The organism is Arthrobacter sp. E1SS-5 (genome assembly GCF_057073715.1).
The window spans coordinates 2,622,378-2,642,741 of the sequence record NZ_CP172703.1 but is presented as its reverse complement, the minus strand read 5'-3'; the positions used below and the strand labels follow the sequence as shown (position 1 = coordinate 2,642,741).

16 protein-coding genes are annotated in these 20,364 nt (G+C 68.3%); 11 read left to right on the top strand and 5 right to left on the bottom strand.

The features are described from left to right. Positions 1–52 precede the first annotated feature (52 nt). Entirely contained in the window at positions 53–1,114 is a 1,062-nt protein-coding gene (locus ACIGJD_RS12260; protein ID WP_483686423.1) for a 3'-5' exonuclease, read from the top strand. A 108-nt stretch (positions 1,115–1,222) separates the two neighbouring features. After that, a complete protein-coding gene (locus tag ACIGJD_RS12255; protein ID WP_483686422.1) occupies positions 1,223–1,702 on the top strand; it encodes a DUF4395 domain-containing protein in 480 nt (159 codons plus the stop codon). Here the strand turns inward: ACIGJD_RS12255 and ACIGJD_RS12250 are convergent. After that, a complete protein-coding gene (locus ACIGJD_RS12250; protein ID WP_483686421.1) occupies positions 1,683–2,768 on the bottom strand; it encodes an ADP-ribosylglycohydrolase family protein in 1,086 nt (361 codons plus the stop codon). The genes ACIGJD_RS12255 and ACIGJD_RS12250 overlap by 20 nt on opposite strands. Positions 2,769–2,933: 165 nt before the next feature. Here ACIGJD_RS12250 and ACIGJD_RS12245 point away from each other — a divergent pair, with 165 nt between their 5' ends. From ACIGJD_RS12245 to ACIGJD_RS12230, 4 genes are all read left to right on the top strand, one after another. Next, positions 2,934–3,953 carry an MIP/aquaporin family protein gene (locus ACIGJD_RS12245; protein WP_483686420.1) on the top strand — a complete coding sequence of 340 codons (1,020 nt, stop codon included), beginning with the start codon at positions 2,934–2,936 and terminating at the stop codon, positions 3,951–3,953. A 68-nt stretch (positions 3,954–4,021) separates the two neighbouring features. Then, on the top strand, positions 4,022–5,200 hold the full coding sequence (locus ACIGJD_RS12240) for an exonuclease SbcCD subunit D (RefSeq protein WP_483686419.1): 1,179 nt from the start codon (positions 4,022–4,024) through the stop codon (positions 5,198–5,200). Then, positions 5,197–8,322, top strand: coding sequence for an AAA family ATPase (locus ACIGJD_RS12235; protein ID WP_483686418.1), 3,126 nt, complete (start codon positions 5,197–5,199; stop codon positions 8,320–8,322). The genes ACIGJD_RS12240 and ACIGJD_RS12235 overlap by 4 nt, the downstream gene beginning before the upstream one ends. A gap of 83 nt (positions 8,323–8,405) precedes the next feature. Further along, positions 8,406–9,731, top strand: a complete 1,326-nt coding sequence (locus ACIGJD_RS12230; protein WP_483686417.1) for an MFS transporter — start codon at positions 8,406–8,408, stop codon at positions 9,729–9,731. A gap of 53 nt (positions 9,732–9,784) precedes the next feature. Here the strand turns inward: ACIGJD_RS12230 and ACIGJD_RS12225 are convergent, their stop codons facing one another. Then, positions 9,785–10,519 carry an IclR family transcriptional regulator gene (locus tag ACIGJD_RS12225; RefSeq protein WP_483686416.1) on the bottom strand — a complete coding sequence of 245 codons (735 nt, stop codon included), beginning with the start codon at positions 10,517–10,519 and terminating at the stop codon, positions 9,785–9,787. Between the two features lie 253 nt (positions 10,520–10,772). Between ACIGJD_RS12225 and ACIGJD_RS12220 the strand changes: the two genes are divergently transcribed. After that, a complete protein-coding gene (locus tag ACIGJD_RS12220; RefSeq protein WP_142133466.1) occupies positions 10,773–12,107 on the top strand; it encodes an MFS transporter in 1,335 nt (444 codons plus the stop codon). A gap of 189 nt (positions 12,108–12,296) precedes the next feature. On the opposite strand, the gene ACIGJD_RS12215 is transcribed toward ACIGJD_RS12220, so the two are convergent. From ACIGJD_RS12215 to ACIGJD_RS12205, 3 genes are all read right to left on the bottom strand, one after another. Then, positions 12,297–12,944, bottom strand: coding sequence for a phosphoribosyltransferase (locus tag ACIGJD_RS12215; RefSeq protein WP_483686415.1), 648 nt, complete (start codon positions 12,942–12,944; stop codon positions 12,297–12,299). 89 nt (positions 12,945–13,033) lie between these two features. Next, positions 13,034–13,861, bottom strand: coding sequence for an alpha/beta fold hydrolase (locus tag ACIGJD_RS12210; protein WP_483686414.1), 828 nt, complete (start codon positions 13,859–13,861; stop codon positions 13,034–13,036). A gap of 80 nt (positions 13,862–13,941) precedes the next feature. Beyond that, a complete protein-coding gene (locus ACIGJD_RS12205) occupies positions 13,942–15,336 on the bottom strand; it encodes an amino acid permease (protein ID WP_483686413.1) in 1,395 nt (464 codons plus the stop codon). A gap of 319 nt (positions 15,337–15,655) precedes the next feature. On the opposite strand from ACIGJD_RS12205, the gene ACIGJD_RS12200 reads away from it, so the two are divergent. Genes ACIGJD_RS12200 through nadC form a run of 4 tightly spaced genes read left to right on the top strand, consistent with a single transcriptional unit; the run spans position 15,656 to position 20,358 of the window. Further along, on the top strand, positions 15,656–16,366 hold the full coding sequence (locus ACIGJD_RS12200) for an NUDIX hydrolase (protein ID WP_236798721.1): 711 nt from the start codon (positions 15,656–15,658) through the stop codon (positions 16,364–16,366). Then, on the top strand, positions 16,363–17,667 hold the full coding sequence (gene nadA / locus ACIGJD_RS12195) for a quinolinate synthase NadA (RefSeq protein ID WP_483686412.1): 1,305 nt from the start codon (positions 16,363–16,365) through the stop codon (positions 17,665–17,667). The genes ACIGJD_RS12200 and nadA overlap by 4 nt, the downstream gene beginning before the upstream one ends. Then, positions 17,667–19,448 (top strand): L-aspartate oxidase, encoded by a 1,782-nt coding sequence (locus ACIGJD_RS12190; protein WP_483686411.1) that lies wholly within the window; start codon positions 17,667–17,669, stop codon positions 19,446–19,448. The genes nadA and ACIGJD_RS12190 overlap by 1 nt, the downstream gene beginning before the upstream one ends. Next, positions 19,441–20,358 (top strand): carboxylating nicotinate-nucleotide diphosphorylase, encoded by a 918-nt coding sequence (gene nadC, locus ACIGJD_RS12185; RefSeq protein WP_483686410.1) that lies wholly within the window; start codon positions 19,441–19,443, stop codon positions 20,356–20,358. The genes ACIGJD_RS12190 and nadC overlap by 8 nt, the downstream gene beginning before the upstream one ends. The last annotated feature ends 6 nt before the right edge of the window (positions 20,359–20,364 follow it).

The window sequence follows — 20,364 nt, the reverse complement described above, 5'->3', positions numbered from 1 at the left end:
GACGGGCCTGTCCCGCCCGTGGCCGGACGTCCGCGGCGGTAAGGTAGGGGCCGTGGGTTTGGACTTTACGGCGATCGACTTCGAAACGGCCAACGGCTTCCGCGGCTCCCCGTGCTCCGTGGGGCTGACGAAGGTCAGGGGCGGCAGGATCGTCGAAGAGGCCTCGTGGCTGATGCGTCCACCGTCCGGGTACGACCACTTTGACCATCACAATGTTCGGATCCACGGGATCACTCCGGCCGATGTTGCCGGCATGCCCCGCTTTGGTGAGCTCTTCCCCGAGATCGGCGCCTTCATCGGAGACGATGTATTGGCAGCCCACAACGCCGCGTTCGACTTGGGCGTGATCCGCTCGGCGCTTGAAGTATCCGGCCTGCCCGGCCCCGCCTACGACTATGTCTGCACCGTCATGCTGTCCCGGCGCTGCTATTCGCTGGTCTCCAACTCGCTCCCGTTTGCCGCCGAGGAAGCAGGCGTCCCGCTGGTCAACCACCACGACGCTACGGAGGATGCCCGTGCCTGCGCCGGCATCCTCATTGACATCGCCGCCCGCAACGGTGCCAACAGCATTGCCGAGCTCTATCTTTCGCTGGGCCTGGCCGTACCGCGCCAACACGCCTTTGATCCAGCCAGCGGCGACCTGTCCAAGCCCAGCCTCGCGGCGGTCGCCGGAGCCTCGGGCAACGGCGCCGCACTGGTCAGACGGTTCCAGTCCGGCTGGCCAGAGGAAGGGGCCAACCCCGAGCCCAATGCGGACGCCGAACCCAGCCACCCGCTGTACGCCCAGACAGTCGTATTCACCGGGCAGCTTTCCATCAACCGCCCGGAGGCGAAGCTCCGCTCGGCCCGCTGCGGCGCCCGCACGGAAAGCCGCGTCACGGCCCGCACCACGGTCCTGGTGGTGGGGGACGGGTTTGTTGCCTCCGACCTGCGCTCGGGCAGGCTCACCGGAAAGGCGCGCCGCGTCCTGGAACTGCACGAGCGGGGACAGGCCATCGAGGTGCTGTCCGAAGGCGAGTTCCTGCAGATGGTGGGCGGGGACGTCCCCGGAAGTCCGCAGGCTGGCGGTGCGGATAGCTGGAACGGCGCGATGGCACCGGCGGTCAGTGCTTGAGCACCATGCCCTGACTGGCATGCCCTGACCCGCCGCGCTCCGGGGCGCCCACGGTAATCCGGCGCAACAAAGCTTGGCCGCCTGGCAGCCGCCTCCTACTCTTGCGTCATGTCCTCCCTGTTCGCGTTTCCCAATCCCGTCAATGAGTACGCCGCCCGGGTCACGGCCGCGCTCGTGGTGCTGCTCGCCGTCGTCACCGCCGTGGCAGGTTCCGGGTGGGGGCTGCTGGCCATTGCCGTCGGGTTCTGGCTCCGGCTGCTTTTCGGCCCGCGGATTTCGCCCCTGGCCCTGCTCTCGGTGAAGGTGATCACTCCGCGGCTGGGGAAGGTGCGGCTGGTTTCCGGGCCGCCCAAGCGCTTTGCGCAGGGGATCGGCGCGGCAGTGTCCACCGCAGCCCTGCTCCTGTTCGCTGCAGGCGCGGCACCGGCGGCCTGGACGCTCCTGGCCGTTCTGGTGGTGGCGGCGTCACTGGAGGCCTTCGCCGGATTCTGCCTTGGCTGCACCATTTTCGGGTTCCTGCAGCGCCGCGGACTGATCCCGGAGGACGTCTGCGAGGCCTGCAACAACATCAGCCTTCGCCGGTCGTAACCTTTACCAGCTGATCGCCCATGCCCCGGATGACCTCCGGCGCTTCGAGGGCCTGGACCCATTCCGCCGGCAGGCAGTCCTCCCCGTACAGGGCGCCCAGGATGTTTCCCGCCAGCGAGCCTGTGGTGTTGCTGCCGCCGCTGTGGTTGACGGCCACTGCCAGGGCATCCCGGAAATGCTGGTCCGGCTGCGCGTCCGCAGTGCCGGCCGGGAGCGTGGCAAGGACGGCGTAAAGCGCGACGGCGAAGGCCTCCTCCGCCAGCCATCCTTCGCCCAGTGCCTGCACCAGCTCCTCCGGGGCAACAGGTGCCTTCTCCGCGAGGAGGAGGGCGGCCTCCAAGCGCTCCGGCAATTCCGGCGCGACCTCCGGCAGGCTGGCGGCGCGGGCCGCGACTGCGGCCGCAGCGTCACTCAGCGCCTCCCCGGACACCAGCCGGTGGATCAGCAGGCTGAAGATTCCGGCACTTTGCTGGGCCGCGGGATGCCCGTGCGTCAGGGCGGCGGCGTCGGCACTCAGCTTGTAGACGGCGTCGGGCGTGATGTGCGGAATCAGCCCAAACGGCGCTGACCGCATCACCGTTCCGGGGCCTTTCGCGCCGGGATTGACGGGGCGGAGCGTGGTTCCCATCTCTCCGCTGGCCAGCCCGCTGATGCAGTCCTTGTCCGGGTGCCGGCGCTGCCGAAGCACCTCGTTGCCGTCGATCCAGCGGGGCTGGGGTGCCGGTGCTGACGGCCCGGCGTCCTCGCCCTGGGCGGCCAGCCAGCGCAGGTAGGCCAGCCAAAGGCAGGCGTTCACGTCCGCACCCACCCCGGCGTTGGCCCATTCCAGCGCCTCCACCAGGCCGTCGACGGTATACAGGGACAGCTGCGTGTCATCGGAAAAGTGGCAGGGGCCGGACAGGTCCCCAAGCCCGGTCAGGCCGTGCGCACCGAACCGTTCCCGGATGTCGCCGATGGAATCGAACTCCACCGCGTACCCCAGCGCATCTCCCAGCGCCCCGCCCAGCAGGCAGCCGTGAATCCGGGACTTAAGGGTGGGCGCGGGAATACCGGGGTCAGAGCTCATGCTGTCAATGTACCGTCCCCTGCACGCCCGCGGGTCAACCCGTGGCCCTGGCGCACCGTCAACAGCTGGTGTCCAGCAAACGCACAGCCTCGGCTGGAATACTGCTCGGATTGCCGTGGCCAGTCCGCCAGCAACCACTTGACTCCCACACGTAAGGTTTCCCCCATGAGCACCCCAGTCCCAGCCCGCGACGCACTGCAGCCCGGCGGTACTGCCACCGCCCCCGGCGGCCTGCTGCCCCGCCTGGTGGCCGAGGCCTTCGGCAGCCTCTTCCTGGCCGTGGCCGGGCTGGGTGTGCCCCTGTTCAGCATTCCGCAGTCCAGCCCTGTGCCCGCCGCGCTTGCTGCCGGACTGGCCATCACTGCCGCGATGCTCGCCTTCGGACATGTCTCCGGCGGCCACTTCAACCCCGCCATCACCTTGGGGCACCTCCTCGCCGGGCGGATCCGTGCCGGCGCCGCCGCAGCCTACGCCGCAGCCCAGGTGCTGGGTGCCCTGGTGGGCGCCCTCGCCCTGTTCGGCATCCTCCGGACCCTGCCCAGCATCCCGGACAGCCGCACGGCCTTCGACACCGTGGCAGCAGGTTTTGCTGACCACTCCATCATCCAGGCGCCCCTCGCCGCCGTCGTGCTCCTGGAACTGCTGGGCGCCGCGATCATCGTGGCAGTCTTCCTCGGCGCAGCCGGCCGCGGCGGCAACCGCACCGTGGCAGCCGTTGCCGTCGGACTGTCCTTCGCGGCGCTGCTCCAGGTTGGCCAGTCGGTGGGAAACCTGCCCTTCAACCCTGCCCGCGCCGTGGCCTCCGCCGTCTTCAGCTCCGGCTGGGCCATGGGGCAGCTGTGGGTCTTCCTGGTGGCGCCCCTGGCCGGCGCCGCAATTGCGGGCCTGGCGTTCCGGATCACGACGGGCGCTGAGCCTGCTGTCGCCAATGCGCGTTCCAACGATGGCAAGGCTGGTGGCGGCCGGATACGCACCGACGCGGACCTGCCGGAAGCGGACGACGCCGACGCCGACGGCCCCGATACGGACGGTCCGGGCGCGGACAGCCTGGACGGGGCCACCCTGGGCAATGACGACGACGGCGCCGCGGCCCCCGGCACCGGCGCCGGTACGCCCGCTACGGCTGGCCGGGAGAAGCCCCGCGTCAGCGAGGCCCAGGAATTCTTCGACGGGAAGCGGTCCTGATCACGGCACCGAGGCGCCGCACCGCGGCGTTTTTCTAAAGTGTCAGTGGCTGCCGATAGCTTAGGAATATGCGGTTACTTCACACCTCGGATTGGCATCTTGGCCGTTCGTTCCACGGCGTCGGTATGCTGGAGGCCCAGCGCGCCTTTGTTGACCAGCTGGTGGCAGCGGTCAAGCGCGACGGCGTCGACGTCGTCCTGATTGCCGGGGACGTTTACGACCGCGCGCTCCCGGGCGTGGACGTGGTCCACCTGCTTGACGACGCGCTGGTCCGGCTCACTGCCACAGGCGCCAAAGTGGTCCTCACCAGCGGCAACCACGACTCCGCCATCCGGCTCGGCTTTGCCTCCCGGCTGCTGGAGCGCGGGGGAGTGCACCTGCGCACCAGGGTGGAAGACCTGGCCCAACCCCTCCTGCTCCCGCTGGGAACGGATGCGGCCGGCAGGGACGCCGTGCTGGCGCTTTACGGCATCCCGTGGCTTGAGCCCCGGCTTGTCAGTGAGCAGCTCGGGGTGGAAACGGCGAGCCATTTCGAGGTCACCCGCGCAGCAACCGGCCTGATCCGGGAGGACGTCGCGCGCCGGTCGGAGTCCGCCGCGGTCCACTCGGTGGTCCTGGCCCACACGTTCGCCAGCGGCGGGATCAGTTCGGACAGCGAGCGGGACCTCAGCATCGGTGGGGTCGGCGCTGTGCCGCTGGACCTGTTTGACGGCTTCAGCTACACGGCCCTGGGCCACCTGCACGGCCGGCAACAATTGTCGGAAAGCGTCAGGTATTCAGGCTCTCCGCTGGCCTATTCCTTCTCCGAGTCCACCCACCAAAAAGGGGCCTGGCTCGTGGACATCGGTCCGGAGGGGCTCACCTCTGTGTCGGAGGTCCAATGGGAAGCGCCGCGTGCCCTGGCCGTACTGCGGGGGGAGCTGGAGGACCTCCTGGCTGAACCCGCCCATGCCTGGGCCGAAGCCGCCTATTGCCAGATCACCCTGACTGACGCCCAGCGTCCCGCCCGTGCCATGGAACGGCTCCGCACCCGGTTTCCGGACACCCTGGTCCTGGTATTCGATCCCCAGGGCGGATCGGCCCCTGCGCAGGCCAGCTACAGCAGCAGGCTTGCCGGTGCACCGGACGACCTCGCTGTCTGCTGCGGCTTCCTGGAACACGTGAGGGGTCGGAGCGCGGACCAGGCGGAAAAAGCTGCGCTCGCCGCGGCGCTGGAAAACGTCAGGCTGCTGGAGGCATCGCGGTGAGGATCCACCATCTGCGCATCTCGGGGTTCGGCCCTTTCGCTGGCACCGAGGACATCGACTTTGACCGGCTCAGCGCCCATGGTCTTTTCCTGCTGAACGGACCTACGGGCGCGGGAAAGACCAGCGTGCTGGATGCCATCTGCTTTGCCCTTTACGGGTCTGTTCCGGGGGCCCGGCAGGACGGCAAGCGGCTGCGCAGCGATCACGCCGAGCCCGGGCAGGAACCTGCCGTCACCTGTGAGTTTTCCGCGCAGGGCCGCCGGTTCGAGGTGACACGCTCCCCGGCCTGGGACAAGCCCAGCGCCAGGGGTAAGAACGGCTTCACAGTACAACAGGCCAAAACACTGCTCCGCGAGCGGGTGGACGGGGTCTGGGTGGAAAAGTCGGCCCGAAACGACGAAGCCGGCGCCGAAATCATGGCGCTGCTGGGCATGGACCGCGAACAGTTCACCCGCGTGGTGATGCTGCCCCAAGGCGACTTCGCTGCCTTCCTCCGCTCCAAGGCCGCCGACCGACTGGACCTGCTGCAGAAGCTTTTCGGCACCCAGCGGTTTGAGGCCCTGGAACAGGAACTTTCCCGCCAGTCCGTCGCCGCCCGGGAGGATGTGACGGTCCTGTCCAGCCAACTCGGACTCCTGGCCTCGCGGGCCGAAACCGAAGCCGCCCCGCTGCAGCTCCCTGAGGACGGCGCCCCACCCGCCGATGACGTTCCCCGCCGCCTGGCGTGGCTGCAGGATTCCGCCGCGCTGCGCCTTGCGGAGCTGAGGGACCGCGCCGCTGCCGCCGAGGCCGCCAGCAAGGACCGCCGCCACGAGGCGGAACAGGAGGCTGCGCGGCATGAGCGGAACCGGAAACTCCAGGCTGCCATCCAGCGGCAGGAGGCCGTGGAAGAAGGGGCACAAGGGCAGGAGGAGCTCCTGTCCCGGCTGGGGCGCCACCGCCAGGCCGAAGTCCTCCAGGGACAGCTGCAGGCCGTGGACGCAGCGTCGGCCAAGGTGCGTAGCGCCGCCGCCGCGGCCGAATCCGCCATGACGCTGCTCCGGCTTGCCGCCGTCGATGGCGGGGAACTTGCCCAGCTCGGCCTGGAAACGGCGGCGGAAGCTGCCGGTGCCGCCTTGGAGTCCGCAGCCTCCGCCGAAACCTCCGGAGCCGGTGAACGTAGCACTGCCGCCAAGGGCGGCATGCCGGGGGCCGCGGAAGAACTGGGCCGGCTGCGTTCGCTGCTGGCGGTCGTCGAGGCACGGCTGCCGGACGAGGACAGGCTCCGGGACCTCCGAAAGCGGCAACAGGTGCTGTCCGGGAAACAGGAGGAACTGCAGCAGGCCGTGGAGGCGCTGGGCAACACCGTCTCGCGGCTGCTGGTGGAACGTGAACAGCTGGTGGAAGGTATGGACGGGCTCGAAATCCGGTCCACCGACGCCGCACTGCGCCGCAAGGAAGCCTCCGCCGCCGCGGAACTGCTGGACGTGGTCCGGCGCCACGGGTCCGCCATAAAAGCATTGGGCCTCGTCAAAGCCCGCCACGCGGACTCGCGGGAAAACCTGCTGGAGGCCAAGCGCCGCTGGCTGGACGTGCGGGAGGAACGCCTGGCCAATGCCGCATCCGAACTGGCCGCGAAGCTGGTCGACGGGGAACCCTGCGCCGTGTGCGGCAGCGGGCACCATCCCAGTCCCGCGGACGCAGGCAGCGGAGGCCCGGGCCTGGCCCAGGAAGAGGAAGAAGCCCACACCATTTTCGAGGCTGCGGAGGCAGCCCACGCCTCGGTCAGCGCGGAGCTTGCCAAGGCCGAGCAGGCGGTGGCTGTCCTCGCCGGACAGGGCGGGAACACCCCTGAGGCAGAAGCGCGCGCTGCCGCGGACGGTGCCCTTGCTGCCGCAAACGACGCCGAGCAGGCAATGGAGGAACTCCAGGGCAGGCGGCAACGGCTCGAAGTACTGGATGCGGGCCTCGGTGAGGCACGGTCCAGTGTGGCCGAAGCCGAGGCGGACCTTTCCCGGGTCGCTGCTTCCCTTGCCGAGCAAGCTGAACAGGCAACTTCGCTGGACCAGGGCCTGGCAGGCCTGCGCGGCGGTCACCGGAGCCTGGACCGCCGCCTGCGGGCACTCGAGGAAGCCGTGGCGGTCCTGGATAAAGCCGTGGAAGCCCAGGCCCGCCTTGATGCTGCATTGCTCCAGGCCGGCGAAGCGCAGGAACACCTTGAACGCGCCCTGCCGGAAGCAGGCTTCGCCACCGTCGCCGACGTCCGCGGCCAGCTCCTTGAAGCCCCTGAGGCCGCCGCCCTGGACGCCGCAATACGCGCTGCCCGGGACGAGGCCGCCCGCGTGGCGGGATTGTTCGAGTCCGAGGACATCGTGCTCGCGCTGGCGGAAGCCGGGGAGGGCTTTCAGGTGGACGACGAGCGGCTGGCAGGAATGCGTGCCGGAGCCGCTGCTGCCCAGAACGACGCGCGGGAGGCCGATCTGGCCGCGGGCCTGGCAGCCCGTTGCCTGGCCTCGCTGACGTCGATCGCTGCTGAATACGAGACTCTGGCCTGCTCGTCACGGGAGCCTGCGGAGAAGGCACAGATGCTGGCGGGATTGGCTGATGCCGCGTCCGGCCGGGGCGAGAACACCTACCGGATGAGCCTTAACAGCTACGTCCTGGCCGCGCGGCTGGAACAGGTGGCCCTCGCCGCGTCCGAACGGCTGGTGGCCATGAGCGATGGCCGGTACCTGCTCCAGCACACGGACGCCAAGGCCGCGCGCGGTGCAAAGTCAGGGCTGGGACTCGAAGTAGTGGACCAGTGGACAGGCTACCGCCGGGACACGTCCACCCTGTCCGGCGGCGAATCCTTCATGGCGTCGCTGTCCCTGGCCCTGGGCCTGGCGGACGTTGTCCAGCAGGAAGCCGGAGGAGTTGAAATCGAGACCCTGTTCGTGGATGAGGGCTTTGGAAGCCTGGACGAACAGTCGCTGGAACAGGTGATGGATGCCCTTGAGGGGCTCCGCGACGGCGGCAGGGTAGTGGGACTTGTCAGCCATGTGGCCGAGATGAAACAGCGGATCGGTACGCAGCTGCAGGTGCACAAGAGCCGGAACGGTTCCACGCTGCGGATCTCCGAAAGCCTGGACGCGCTCGTCTGACCACGGCCGATATACTTGTACGCGTTACCGGGTCGCGCGCATCGGGAGGAGGGACGATGCGCACTTACTGAACGAGCCCGGAATTGACTCCACGCACATCTCCTTCAAGCACGAACGACGCCCCTGCCCGCATCTCCGCCTCGAACCCGGCGGAAGGGGCAGCGCCCGGACGCTTCCTGCGTCTCCCGCTGCTCGCAGGCCGGAGTTTCATCCCCCTGGGGCTCTTCGCGAGGCTTCCCCTGGCCATGCTGACCATGGGCACCCTAACCCTGGTCACTTCCGTCAGCGGCTCCTTTGCCGCCGGCGGAACAGCCGCCGGCGCGGTGGGGATCGGCTCGGGCCTTGGCGCCCCGCTGCTGGGGTCCCTGGCGGACAGGAGGGGACAGCGTCCAGTCCTGCTGCTCTCGGCTGTGCTCAATACCCTGGCCGTACTGGCCCTGGTGCTCACCGCCAACGCCACTGCTGCAGCTGGAGATTTCCCTCTCGCTGTCCTGGCAGTTGCCTTTGCCGCCGGTGCCACCAGCCCGCAGGTGGGCCCCCTGGCGCGCGTACGGTGGATGTTCCTGACGGCCAACGCGGACGGTTCGGCTCCACTCTCGGATCCTGCCCGCGACCTGGATACGGCACTGTCCTACGAGAGCACCGCGGATGAGGTGACCTTCGTCCTGGGGCCGGCCCTGGTGGGAATCCTGGCCAGCCTCGTTGCGCCGTGGCTTCCGCTGGTCATGGCCGCGGCCATGACCAGCACGCTTGTGCCGGGCTTCGCTGTCCATCCCACCCACCGGGCGGTTCCGGCCGCCCGTCGTTCGCCGGACGGGAAACGCCAGGGTGCCGGGGACACGAACACTTCGAAGCTGCCGTGGGTAGTGGCCCTGCCGGTCTTTGCCATGGTCTGCATGGGGACCTTCTTTGGCTCCACCCAGGCTGCCCTGAGCGCTTTCGCCGCCGGGCTCGCCGGCTCCGAAATAGCGGGGCTCCTGTATGCCGTCATGGGCCTCAGCTCGGCTGCCGCGGCACTCTCGGTTGCCTATTGGCCCCGCCGTGCAGGGCTCCCGCTGCGCTGGGTGCTCTGTGCTGTCCTGATGGCGGGACTGGCCGTCCTGCTGCTGGTTCCGTCGTCACTGCCCATGATGGCGGCGGTCCTGCTGCTTCTCGGGCTGCCGGTGGGCCCGGTGATGGTCACCGTCTTCGCCGTGGGCGGAAGGGTGGCGCCCGCCGGCAGGCTGGGTACTGTCATGACCGCGCTCGCCAGCGGGATTGTTGCCGGAACGGCCCTCGGGTCCTCTGTTGGGGGACAATTGGCGCAGCTGTACGGCCACGGCGCCGCGTTCCTTGTCCCGGTCTGCGCCGCGCTGGCGCTTGCGCTGCTTGGCGCGGGAGCCGCCGTCGTGCTTCGCCAAAAGGCCTGACAGCCAACCCTGGAGCGCCCGCCCGGCCGCTGTTTTGCCATGCTGGCGTTCTGCTAAGCGAGCTGGCTCTCGATCCGTGCCGCGCTTTCGGCGATGGCCGCCCCCACTGCTTCCGGGTCCTGGGCGGAGCGGATGTAGACGACGGCGAGGGCGGCCGGACGACCGCCAGGCACCCGGACCGGGGCTGCCAGCGAGGAGACCCCCGCAATGACCTCGTCATGGCTGGCCGAGTAGCCCCTCCGCCGCGCTTCCAACGCCTCCGGCCGGTAGGGGATCCCCGTGTCCAGCCGGTCCCACTCGGGTTCGGTGAGGGCCGACTGGATGGCAATACCCGGCGCCCCGGCATTGATCGGGTGGCGCGTGCCGGGACGCTGGGCCACGCTGGCTCCCGAATGCCGCGGTTCGACCGTAACGAGCGTGATGCAGTCGTGGTGGTCCCAGACCGCCACGAAAGCCGTCATGTCCAGCGAATTTGCCAGCTGGGTGAGCTCCGGGAGGGCGGCGCTTTGCAGGTTGCGGGATACGCCGCGTGCCAGGACCGCCAGGCCGGGCCCCGGCTGGACCCTTCCGGCGTCGTCACGGACCAGGAGGGAGTGGTCTTCCAGGGTGCGCAGGATCCGGTATGCCACCGAACGGTGGACACCCATGGCCTCGGCCAGTTCGGCGATGGTCAGCGGGCCGGGGGCAGCCGCAAGGATCTCAAGCGCACGAATGCCGCGTGACAGTGTCTGGGAGGGCGAAGCCTGCGGCGCAGTTCCGGCTTGTGCTGCGGCTGCTGGAGGAGTCATGTTGTCCATCCTAGGTTGCAGGGCGCCCCTGCCGTGACCCTTGTCTCACTTCGCGGGAGACGGTATTGTCCTCTATACGAACTTGCAGTTCAAATATAGAACAAGTTTCTCAAGGCTGCTTTGCAGCCGAAAATCCCCAAAGTTCGTGTTCCGCATCACAATTTCGTAGTACCCTACTAACTAACTGACCGTTCTGTCGGTAATTCTGAAGGCGTCCGGGTGGCATTGCTGCCCAATAAACAATGGAGTTTCAATGACCACACCTTCCAAGGTGGATACCCTCGCTGGCCCCAGCAGTCGGCGGGAGGAGCGCAAGGTCCTCGCCGGCACCCTGGTCGGCACCACAATCGAGTGGTACGACTTCTTCATCTTTGCCCAGCTGACTGCAACGCTGCTGTCACCGCTTTTCCTCGCACCCTTGAACGAGTCCAACCCCGGCCTGGCCCAGATCCTTTCCTTCGCCCTCATCGGCATCAGCTTCCTGTTCCGCCCGCTCGGCGCCGTCATCGCCGGTCACCTGGGTGACCGCCTGGGCCGGAAGGCCATGCTGGTCTTCACCCTGGTGATGATGGGTGCGGCCACCGCCCTCATCGGCATGCTGCCCACTTACGCGCAAATCGGCGCCTGGGCTCCCGTGCTGCTGATCCTGCTGCGGGTCATCCAGGGCTTCTCCGCCGGCGGCGAATGGGGCGGTGCCGCCCTCATGGCCGTCGAACACGCGCCAGTCAACCGCCGCGGCTTGTTCGGCGCCTACCCGCAGATCGGCGTGCCCGTGGGCATGATCCTGGCCACCGGCCTGCTTTTCTTCCTCAACACCAGCATGTCGAAGGAAGACTTCGCGGCCTGGGGCTGGCGCGTGCCGTTCCTGCTCTCCATCGTCCTGATCGTGGTGGGCTACCTGATTCGCCGGGCCGTCGCCGAAAGCCCGGTCTTCCAGGAAATGGCCCTGCGCAAGAAGGAGAGCAAGGCGCCGCTGGGCGAACTGATCCGGAACCACAAGCTGCCGGTGCTGTACTCCACCCTGATCTTCATCGGCAACAACGCGGCCGGCTACCTGCTGATTGCGTTCTTCATCTCCTACGCCACCAAGACGCTGAAGATGCCCACCCCGCAAATCCTCCTGGCCACCACCCTGGCTTCCTTCGGCTGGCTGATCTTCACCCTGGTGGGCGGATGGCTCTCGGACCGCATTGGCCGCGTCAAGACCTTCCTGATCGGTTACGCCATCGTCTTCGCCTGGATGATCCCCATGTTTGCCCTGATCGACACCAAGGACATCATGCTTTACGGCGTCGCCCTGTTCGTCCTGACCGTTGGCCTGGGCCTGTCGTACGGACCCATGTCCGCCATGTACGCAGAAATGTTCCCGGCAAACGTCCGCTACTCCGGCATCTCCATCGGGTACGCCTTCGGCGCCATCCTGGGCGGCGCCTTCGCGGCCACCATCGCGGAGTCACTGCTGCAGTCCACCAAGTGGACCGGCTCAATCGGCATCTACATCATGATCCTCTGCGTGATCTCCGCCGTCGGCGTGGTGCTGGCCAAGGAAACCAAGGGCCGTCCGCTGGGTGTCAGCAGCCACCACTAGTCCCCACCGTCCCCCTAACCTCGCTTCGCTTCGGCCAGGGAACCCTGACGGCGTGGGCCCAGCCACCGTCCCCCTAACCTCGCTTCGCTTCGGCCAGGGAACCCGGACGGCGTGGGCCCACCCGTCGCCAAACGCACAAACAGCAGGCCCGGACCGCTTGGTCCGGGCCTGCTGTATGTCCAGGTGTTGCTACTCTGCCAGCAGCCTGACTGCGTCATCGTCGCCCAGTTGGGGAAAGTGCCGGTAGTAGCTCCCCACGGCCCGGAACTTCCCGGGCAGGTGCAGGCAGACCACCGCGTCGCAAACCCGCTCGAGCAATGCCTGGGCATGGACGGAACCCACGGGGGCGGCGGCAACCACCGCAGCAGCGCCACCTTCCCGCACGGCCTCGACGGCGGCGCGCATCGTAGCGCCAGTGGCCAGGCCGTCATCCACCAGAAGCACCGTCTTGTCCACCATGTCCATAACGGCCCCCGGGTAGAGCTCTGCCCGGCGGAGCAGTTCAGCCCTTTCGCGTGCTTCCACGGCGTTCAGTGATTCCTGGGACACTCCATGTTCAAGGACCTGCTCCAGCAGCGGCCTATTGATCAGCCGGACCGTGCGGCCGCGGGTCATGGCCAGGGCACCGTAGGCGGTTTCCTCGTGCCCGGGGATCCCCAGCTTGCGCACCAGGACAGTGCCCAGGGGCAGGCCCAGCGCAGTTGCCGCCGCCGCCGCGACACCGACGCCCCCGCGGGCCAGGCCCAGGACCACGGTGTCCGGGCGCTCCCGGAACTGGGCCAGGGCAGCGGCAAGGCGTTGTCCGGCCGCAGTGCGGTCCTCGAAACGCATTCCCATGTGTCCTTCCCGGCGTTCTCTTCCTCGCCGCTGCAGCCCGCCGGCGGCGAACGCATCAAAGGCTGCCCGTCAGCAGCCCGGGGCATCGCTCAGACGGCCAGGAACGAAATGGCGGCCTGTTTGAAGGCCCTGCTGGTGATGGCGTTGGTGTGGTTCCGGCCCGGAAGGATCACCTGTTCGGCCATGGACCCTGCACTGCCGGCGAGCTCGGCAAGCTTGGGCAACGTGGCGGCCCGTTCGTCCTTGTCTCCAGCCACCAGCAGCATGGGAACGTGGGGGACCGCTTCGGCCGGGTCATAGGGCTCCGCTTTGATGGCCTCCACGAGGGACAGGAGCGCGAAAATGTTGTTGCTGGGCAGCAGCAGCGCCATCTTGAGCAGTTGGGCGGTGGACTCGTCCTTGATCGGAGTGCCGTCAGCCAGGTAGTCCTGGGCGGCTGCGAGGTCGAAGGCCGCCAGGGGGTCGGAGTCGTTGGGGCCGCCGAGCACCAGCCGGTGCACCAGCTCGGGCTGGGTTGCCGCAAACTCCCAGGCGAGCCGGGAGCCCAGGGAATAGCCCACCACGTCCAGCCCGCTGGAAGGATCGCCGTCCTGCAAAGGCCGGGCGCCGGCGTCGAACGCTGCCTGCAGCAGGTCCGCGCGGATCCGGCTGGGGGAGTAGGAATCCATGTCCTCGGGCGCACCACTGCGGCCGTGGCCCGGCAGGTCCACCGTGATCACCCGCCGGCCGGCGTCGAGCAGTGCCGAGACCCAGCCCGTGTCCTCCCAGTTGAGCTTGGACGAGGAGGAGAAGCCATGCAGCAGCAGGACGGGCCTAAGCCCTGCGTCGGCCGCGGGTTCATGAACTGCCACGTACAGCTGCGGGTCGGTGCCTTCAACGGTGTGCGCCTGCTGCTGGCCGCTGTGCCTGCCGGTCATGGTGTCAGTCCCCAATCAGGTACGGCGCCTGGGCGGGCCCGGCGCATCGGTGCGTCTTCAGTGGAAAGGTACGCACCACTCTACCTGTTGGCGGTCCGGTTCCTGCCGGTCAGCCGGGCTCCTGCGGCGCAGGCCAGCGCGATGCCGGCGATCAGTGCGAAGGTGCTGAACAGCTGCACGCGGCTGCCCTCCGCGCTGAAGCCGACGGCGAAGATCAGGCCCAGCAGCACCAGGCCCAGGATGGTCAGGCCGGGAAAGCCCTTCATCCGCAGGGGCAGCGCGGTCCCGTCGCGGTCTGCCCGCCGCCGAAGGATCAGCTGGGAGATCAGGGCGCTGCCCCAAACCACCAGGCACGTCGATCCCACCAGCTGGAACAGCGCGGGCAGGATACGGTCCGGGAACAGGAGTTCCAGGACGGTGGCCACGAATCCGAAGGCCACGGACACCGCCACCGCGGGCAGGGGCACGCCAGCGCGGTTGAGGCGGGTCAGGACGCGCGGCGCCTCGCCCCGCTGGGCAAGCGAGTAGACCATGCGCGAGGCGCCGTAAAGATTGGCATTAAGGGCGGAGAGGAGTGCGACTACGGCCACCAGCGTGATGGCGGTGGACGCGCCGGGGATCCGGGCCGCGTCGAGGACGCCGGCAAAGGGGGAGGCAAGGCTTTTGGAAGTGGCGGGAAGGACGGCGGCGATGACGAAGACGGAGCCGATGTAGAACACGAGGATCCGCCACACCACCGTGCGGATGGCCTTGCCCACGCTGCGTTCCGGGTCCTGGGTTTCGGCGGCCGCCACCGACACAATCTCCGTCCCGCCAAACGCGAAGATCACCACGAACAGTGCAGCAGCTACGCCGCCCAGGCCTTGCGGCGCGAAATTGCCGGTGAGGTTTGACGCGCCGGGAGAGTCGACGTCGGGCAGCAGGCCCAGGAGCAGCGCTGCACCAACTCCAAGGAACAGGACGATCACGGCCACTTTGAGGATTGCGAACCAGAACTCGAACTCACCGAAGTTCCGTACCCCGGCCAGGTTGATGGCGGTGAACACCACCATGAACAGCAGCGCCAGCGTCCAGACCGGGACCACCGGCCAGACGGAGAACAGCAGGCCGGCCGCACCCAGGGCCTCGGCTGCGATCACCACCACCAGCTGCAGCCACCACAGCCAGCCGATGGTGGCCCCTGCCGTGCGGCCCAGCGCACGCTGCGCATACACGGAGAAGGCCCCGCTGTTCGGGTTTGCTGCCGCCATCTCACCGAGGGCCCACATGACCAGGATGATCAGGGTTCCGGCCACGAGGTAGGAGATGAGCACTGCGGGCCCTGCCGCCTGGACTCCGGCACCCGACCCCAGGAACAGCCCGGCCCCGATGGCGCTGCCCAGCCCCATCATGGTCAGCTGGCGGGGCTTCATGCTGTGGACGGCTGCGGCCTTTGGTGTGGCGGTCGATGGCGTATGGGCAGACTTCATCGTCATGGGCAGGTGCACCTTCTGGGGCTTGATGGGTCCGGGGCCAGGGGCCCGGGGGTCCTTTTGGGACCTATTGAATTTACCGCTTCTGAGGGGCTGGCCGGAAACGGGGGGGCGGAACCGGCAACCCGTATCCGCGGCAGGAGTTGGAATGACCTGTAGCGGACGGCATGACCTGGATCCGGGCTGCGCCTGGAAATACGTGGGCAGAAACATTTCCCTTCGGGAACGCCCGGCCGTAGAATTAGTTTTGGTCAAGATGACCATAACTAAGGATGGCCGGCCCAATGCCGGCAGTCGAGGATGACGGAAGGTGGTGGGACGGGTGTATTACAGCTCGGCTAATGTTTCCGAGCGGCAGGCCGCTCCGCCGTCGCTGGCCATTTCCACGGTAATTTTCGCCCTCCGGCCCAGCGCCACCTCCGGCCGTCCCACCCTGTGGCTTCCACTGGTGCGCCGCATCCGGGAACCGTTCAAGGGGTTGTGGGCATTACCGGGTGGTCCGCTGAGCCATGACGAGTCGCTCCAGGACGCTGCGGCCAGGAACCTGCGAGAGACCACCGGCCTTGCACCCAGCTACCTGGAGCAGCTGTACGCTTTCGGCGGCCTCCACCGTTCACCCACCCAACGGGTCGTCTCCATCGTCTACTGGGCCCTGGTGCAGCCCACAGAAGCAGCGCTCGCAGACGAGTCCGAAAACGTGAAATGGTTCCGCGCGGACCGGCTGGGTGAGCTGGCCTTCGACCACAACGCCATTGTCGATTACGCGCTCTGGCGCCTGCGCAACAAGCTGGCCTACGGCTCGGTGGCATACCACCTGCTGGGGGAGTACTTCACGCTGGCCCAGGTCCGCGAAGTGTATGAAGCCGTCCTTGACCGCCAGCTGGACCCCGCCAACTTCCGGCGTCAACTCAAAGCCACCCCGGAAATCGAAGAAACCGGGGAGTACCTCCAGGGCGGCAAGCACCGCCCGCCACGCCTCTACCGCTTTACCGGCCGGCCAGGCCTTGACCCAGATAACAGGAGCACACCATGAGCAGCGTCAACACGGCAATCCAGCTGATCACGCGCGAACAGGCCGAAAAGGGCGCAGCCGCTGAACGCAGCACCTGCAGCCCGGCACTGGCCAAGGGCCCGTGGGACTACGACCTGGCCGAGGCGCTCGCAGGGATCCCGGCCTACGGTCCCGGAGCGTCCAGCGCCGATCCGGCCCCGGCCAGCACGCCGCGCCAGGGCCAGCTGCCCGAGGGATACAAGCTGGCCAGCGACGCCGAGCTCGGGGAACGCATCAAAGCAGCCAAGGCCGCGCTGGGGGACCGCGCGGTGATCCTGGGCCACTTCTACCAGCGCGATGAAGTCATCCAGTACGCGGACTTCGTGGGCGACTCCTTCCAGCTGGCCAACGCGGCGCTCACCCGCCCGGATGCGGAGGCGATCATCTTCTGCGGCGTCCACTTCATGGCCGAGACCGCGGACATCCTCTCCACGCCGGAGCAGGCCGTCATCCTGCCCAACCTCGCCGCCGGCTGCTCCATGGCCGACATGGCGGACGCGGACTCCGTGGAGGAATGCTGGGAGCAGCTGACGGAGATCCTCGGCACCGAGCCCGACGCCGAAGGCCGGGTTCCGGTCCTCCCCGTCACCTACATGAATTCCTCCGCAGCCCTGAAGGCGTTCTGCGGTGAGCACGGCGGCATCGTCTGCACCTCCTCCAACGCGAAAACTGTGCTGGAGTGGGCCTTCCAGCGCGCGCAGCGGGTGCTGTTCTTCCCCGACCAGCACTTGGGCCGCAACACCGCCAAGGCCCTGGGTGTGCCGCTGGAGCAGATGCCCATGTGGAACCCGCGCAAGGACCTGGGCGGCAACGACGAACAGACGCTGTTGGACTCCCGCGTGATCCTGTGGCACGGGTTCTGCTCCGTGCACAAGCGGTTCAGCGTGGCGCAAATCGAGAAGGCCCGGGCGGAGTTCCCGGGCGTCCAGGTCATCGTCCACCCTGAGTGCCCCATGGAGGTGGTGGACGCCGCGGATTCCGCCGGTTCCACGGACTTCATTAGAAAGGCCATCGCCGCCGCCACCGAGCCCACCACGTTCGCGATCGGCACCGAGATCAACATGGTGAACCGGCTTGCCGCCGAGTATCCGCAGCACACCATTTTCTGCCTGGACCCGGTGATCTGCCCGTGCTCCACCATGTACCGCATCCATCCCGGCTACCTGGCGTGGGTACTGGAGGAACTGGTGGCCGGCCGTGTGGTCAACCGCATCACCGTGGATGAGGACGTGCAGGACAATGCCAGGACCGCGCTCGAGCGCATGCTCGCTGCGAGGCCGTAATGACCGGGCGTCTGGCCGTCGTCGGCAGTGGCATCGCCGGCCTCTACGCGGCGCTCCTGGCCGCCGACGCCGGCGCGGATGTGGTGCTCCTGACCAAGGGTGCGTTGGATCAGAGCAACACCTGGTACGCGCAGGGCGGCATTTCCGCCGTACTGGACACGCCCGCACCGGGTGACACGGTGGCGGCGCACATCGCGGACACCCTCCGTGCCGGCGCGGGACACTGCGACGAAGCCGCGGTCCGGCTGATGTGCACGGAAGCGCGCCGCGACATCGCGGGCCTTCAGCGCTACGGGGTCGCCTTCGATGCAGGCCGCGCCGGGGCAACACCCACTGACGCAACGCACGACGGCGGCCCGGCCCTGGGGCTCGAAGCTGCCCACAGTGCCCCGCGCATTCTGCACGCAGGCGGCGACGCCACCGGTGCCCGCGTCGCCGGTGCGCTCATCCAGGCAGTGCTGGCCCGGCGGGACGAGGGAAAGCTCGCGGTCCTCACCCACGCCCATGCCACAGGGCTCGTCACCCGCTACGGAAGGGTGGAGGGCGTGGAATACCTGCACGACGGCAGGAACGCCCGCCTGGACGCCGACGCCGTCCTGCTCGCCACTGGGGGAGCAGGCCAGCTGTTCGCCCAGACCACCAACCCCGCAGTGGCCACCGCCGACGGACTGGCGCTCGCCGTCCGCGCCGGTGCGGCTACCGCGGACCTGGAGTTCTTCCAGTTCCACCCCACCTGCCTGGTCGGCTCCGCCGCCCACCCCGACCGTCTCGATGGGCCGCTGCTCATCTCCGAAGCGGTCCGCGGCGAAGGGGCCGTCCTGCTTGACGCCAACGGCCGGCGCTTCATGAAGGCATACCATCCCGACGCCGAACTGGCCCCCCGCGACGTTGTCTCCCGCAGCATCGCCCTCCACCTGGCCAAGCTCGGCGACCCCACCGGCCACGTCTACCTCGACGCCCGGACCATCGAACAGGCCAAGGGGGCAGGCTTCCTCCGCCGCCGGTTCCCCACCCTTACCCGCAAAACCCTCGACGCCGGCATCGACTGGACCCGCGAACTGGTCCCCGTCGCCCCCGCCGCGCACTACTGGATGGGCGGGGTCCGCACCGACCTTTCCGCCCGCACTACCGTTCCCGGCCTCTATGCCGCCGGGGAAGTTGCGTGCACGGGCGTCCAAGGGGCAAACCGGCTGGCCAGCAACTCCCTCCTCGAGGGACTCGTCTTCGGCCGCCGCGCTGTTGAAGCTTTCCTATCCGGTGACCCGGGCTGGGACGCGTCCCGCGTCAGCGATGCTCCGCGTGCTGTCTCGGCCGCGGGCGGCCTCCCCTTGACGCACGCTTCCGCATCCCTGCCGCGACACGCAAGTGCGCACGTCACCGTCCCTGCTGCTTTAGAAGGTGCGGTGGATCAGCCAGGTGCGCTCGCCGGGAGTTGGCCGTCCAGCTCCGGCGGGGCTAGGGGTCTGGATACTGCCTTCTCGCGCGGGACGCTCCGTTCTTTGATGACCTCGCATGCCGGGGTGTTGCGCTCCGGGGAGCTGTTGCTTCAGGCGGCTGCCACGCTTGACCGGTGGACCGGCGTCGTCCGTCCTGATGCTGTTGCTTCCTCTGTTGACCCTGTGGTTCTTGAGGACCGCAACCTCTTGCTGGCCGCACGGCTGCTGGTTGCTGCCGCCCTTGACCGCCGTGAATCCTTGGGGGCGCACTACCGCGATGACGATCCCCTGCAGACTGAAACTTCCTACCCTCCGCGCCAGAAAGCGAGCCTGCTCCATGACTGAAACCGCCGTGATCGACCCAGCCGCCGCACTGCGGCCGGCACTGGACCTCACCCTTCCTCCGGCCCCCGTCAAGGAGATCCTGGAACGGGCCTTCGCCGAGGATGCACCCGGCGGGGACATCACCTCGCAGCTGCTCATCCCGGCAGATGCCCGCGCCACCGCAGTCCTCAACGCCCGCGTCCCCGGCGTCCTCAGCGGCGCCACCGTCTTCCGGGACGCCATGCAGCTGGTGGACCCCGCCACCCAGGTGGAGCTCCTGCTGGCGGACGGTGAAACGTTCGACGCCGGCACGCACCTCGCACGGGTCAGCGGCGCTGCCCGCTCGGTGCTGATGGCAGAACGGGTGGCGCTGAACCTCGTCCAGCGGATGTCCGCCATCGCCACGAAGACCGCGGAGTTCGTGCGGCTCACCGAGGGAACCCGGGCCCGCATCACCGACACGCGCAAGACCACCCCCGGCCTGCGGATCCTGGAACGCTTCGCCGTACGGTGTGGCGGCGGAGCGAACCACCGCTACAGCCTCTCCGACGCCGTGCTGGCCAAGGACAACCACCTCGCCGTGATGACAGGGGGAGACCCTGCAAGGCTTACGGAACTCCTGCTCGCCGCCAAGGCACAGCTGGGCCACACCACCCACTTCGAAGTGGAAGTGGACCGCATGGACCAGATCGAGCCCGTGCTGGCCGCGGGAGTGGACACCATCATGCTGGACAACTTCACGGTGGCAGAGCTGAAGGACGGCGTGGCACTCGTGGCCGGACGCGCACGCGTGGAGGCCAGCGGCAACGTAAACCCCGGCACGGTTGCCGCCATTGCCGCCACGGGCGTGGATGTCATCTCCGTGGGTGCACTCACCCACACCGTGGCCGCCCTGGACCTGGGCCTCGACGTCGAACTGACCGCCGGGTGAGGATGC

What these genes read in the sequence shown, in the direction of transcription:
- ACIGJD_RS12255 (WP_483686422.1), top strand. Translation starts at nt 1,223, where the DNA reads ATGTCCTCCCTGTTCGCGTTTCCCAATCCCGTCAATGAGTACGCCGCC.
- nadA (WP_483686412.1), top strand. Translation starts at nt 16,363, where the DNA reads ATGAGCAGCGTCAACACGGCAATCCAGCTGATCACGCGCGAACAGGCC.
- nadC (WP_483686410.1), top strand. Translation starts at nt 19,441, where the DNA reads ATGACTGAAACCGCCGTGATCGACCCAGCCGCCGCACTGCGGCCGGCA.
- ACIGJD_RS12190 (WP_483686411.1), top strand. Translation starts at nt 17,667, where the DNA reads ATGACCGGGCGTCTGGCCGTCGTCGGCAGTGGCATCGCCGGCCTCTAC.
- ACIGJD_RS12250 (WP_483686421.1), bottom strand. Translation starts at nt 2,768, where the DNA reads ATGAGCTCTGACCCCGGTATTCCCGCGCCCACCCTTAAGTCCCGGATT.
- ACIGJD_RS12225 (WP_483686416.1), bottom strand. Translation starts at nt 10,519, where the DNA reads ATGACTCCTCCAGCAGCCGCAGCACAAGCCGGAACTGCGCCGCAGGCT.
- ACIGJD_RS12210 (WP_483686414.1), bottom strand. Translation starts at nt 13,861, where the DNA reads ATGACCGGCAGGCACAGCGGCCAGCAGCAGGCGCACACCGTTGAAGGC.
- ACIGJD_RS12220 (WP_142133466.1), top strand. Translation starts at nt 10,773, where the DNA reads ATGACCACACCTTCCAAGGTGGATACCCTCGCTGGCCCCAGCAGTCGG.
- ACIGJD_RS12205 (WP_483686413.1), bottom strand. Translation starts at nt 15,336, where the DNA reads ATGACGATGAAGTCTGCCCATACGCCATCGACCGCCACACCAAAGGCC.
- ACIGJD_RS12245 (WP_483686420.1), top strand. Translation starts at nt 2,934, where the DNA reads ATGAGCACCCCAGTCCCAGCCCGCGACGCACTGCAGCCCGGCGGTACT.
- ACIGJD_RS12240 (WP_483686419.1), top strand. Translation starts at nt 4,022, where the DNA reads ATGCGGTTACTTCACACCTCGGATTGGCATCTTGGCCGTTCGTTCCAC.
- ACIGJD_RS12215 (WP_483686415.1), bottom strand. Translation starts at nt 12,944, where the DNA reads ATGGGAATGCGTTTCGAGGACCGCACTGCGGCCGGACAACGCCTTGCC.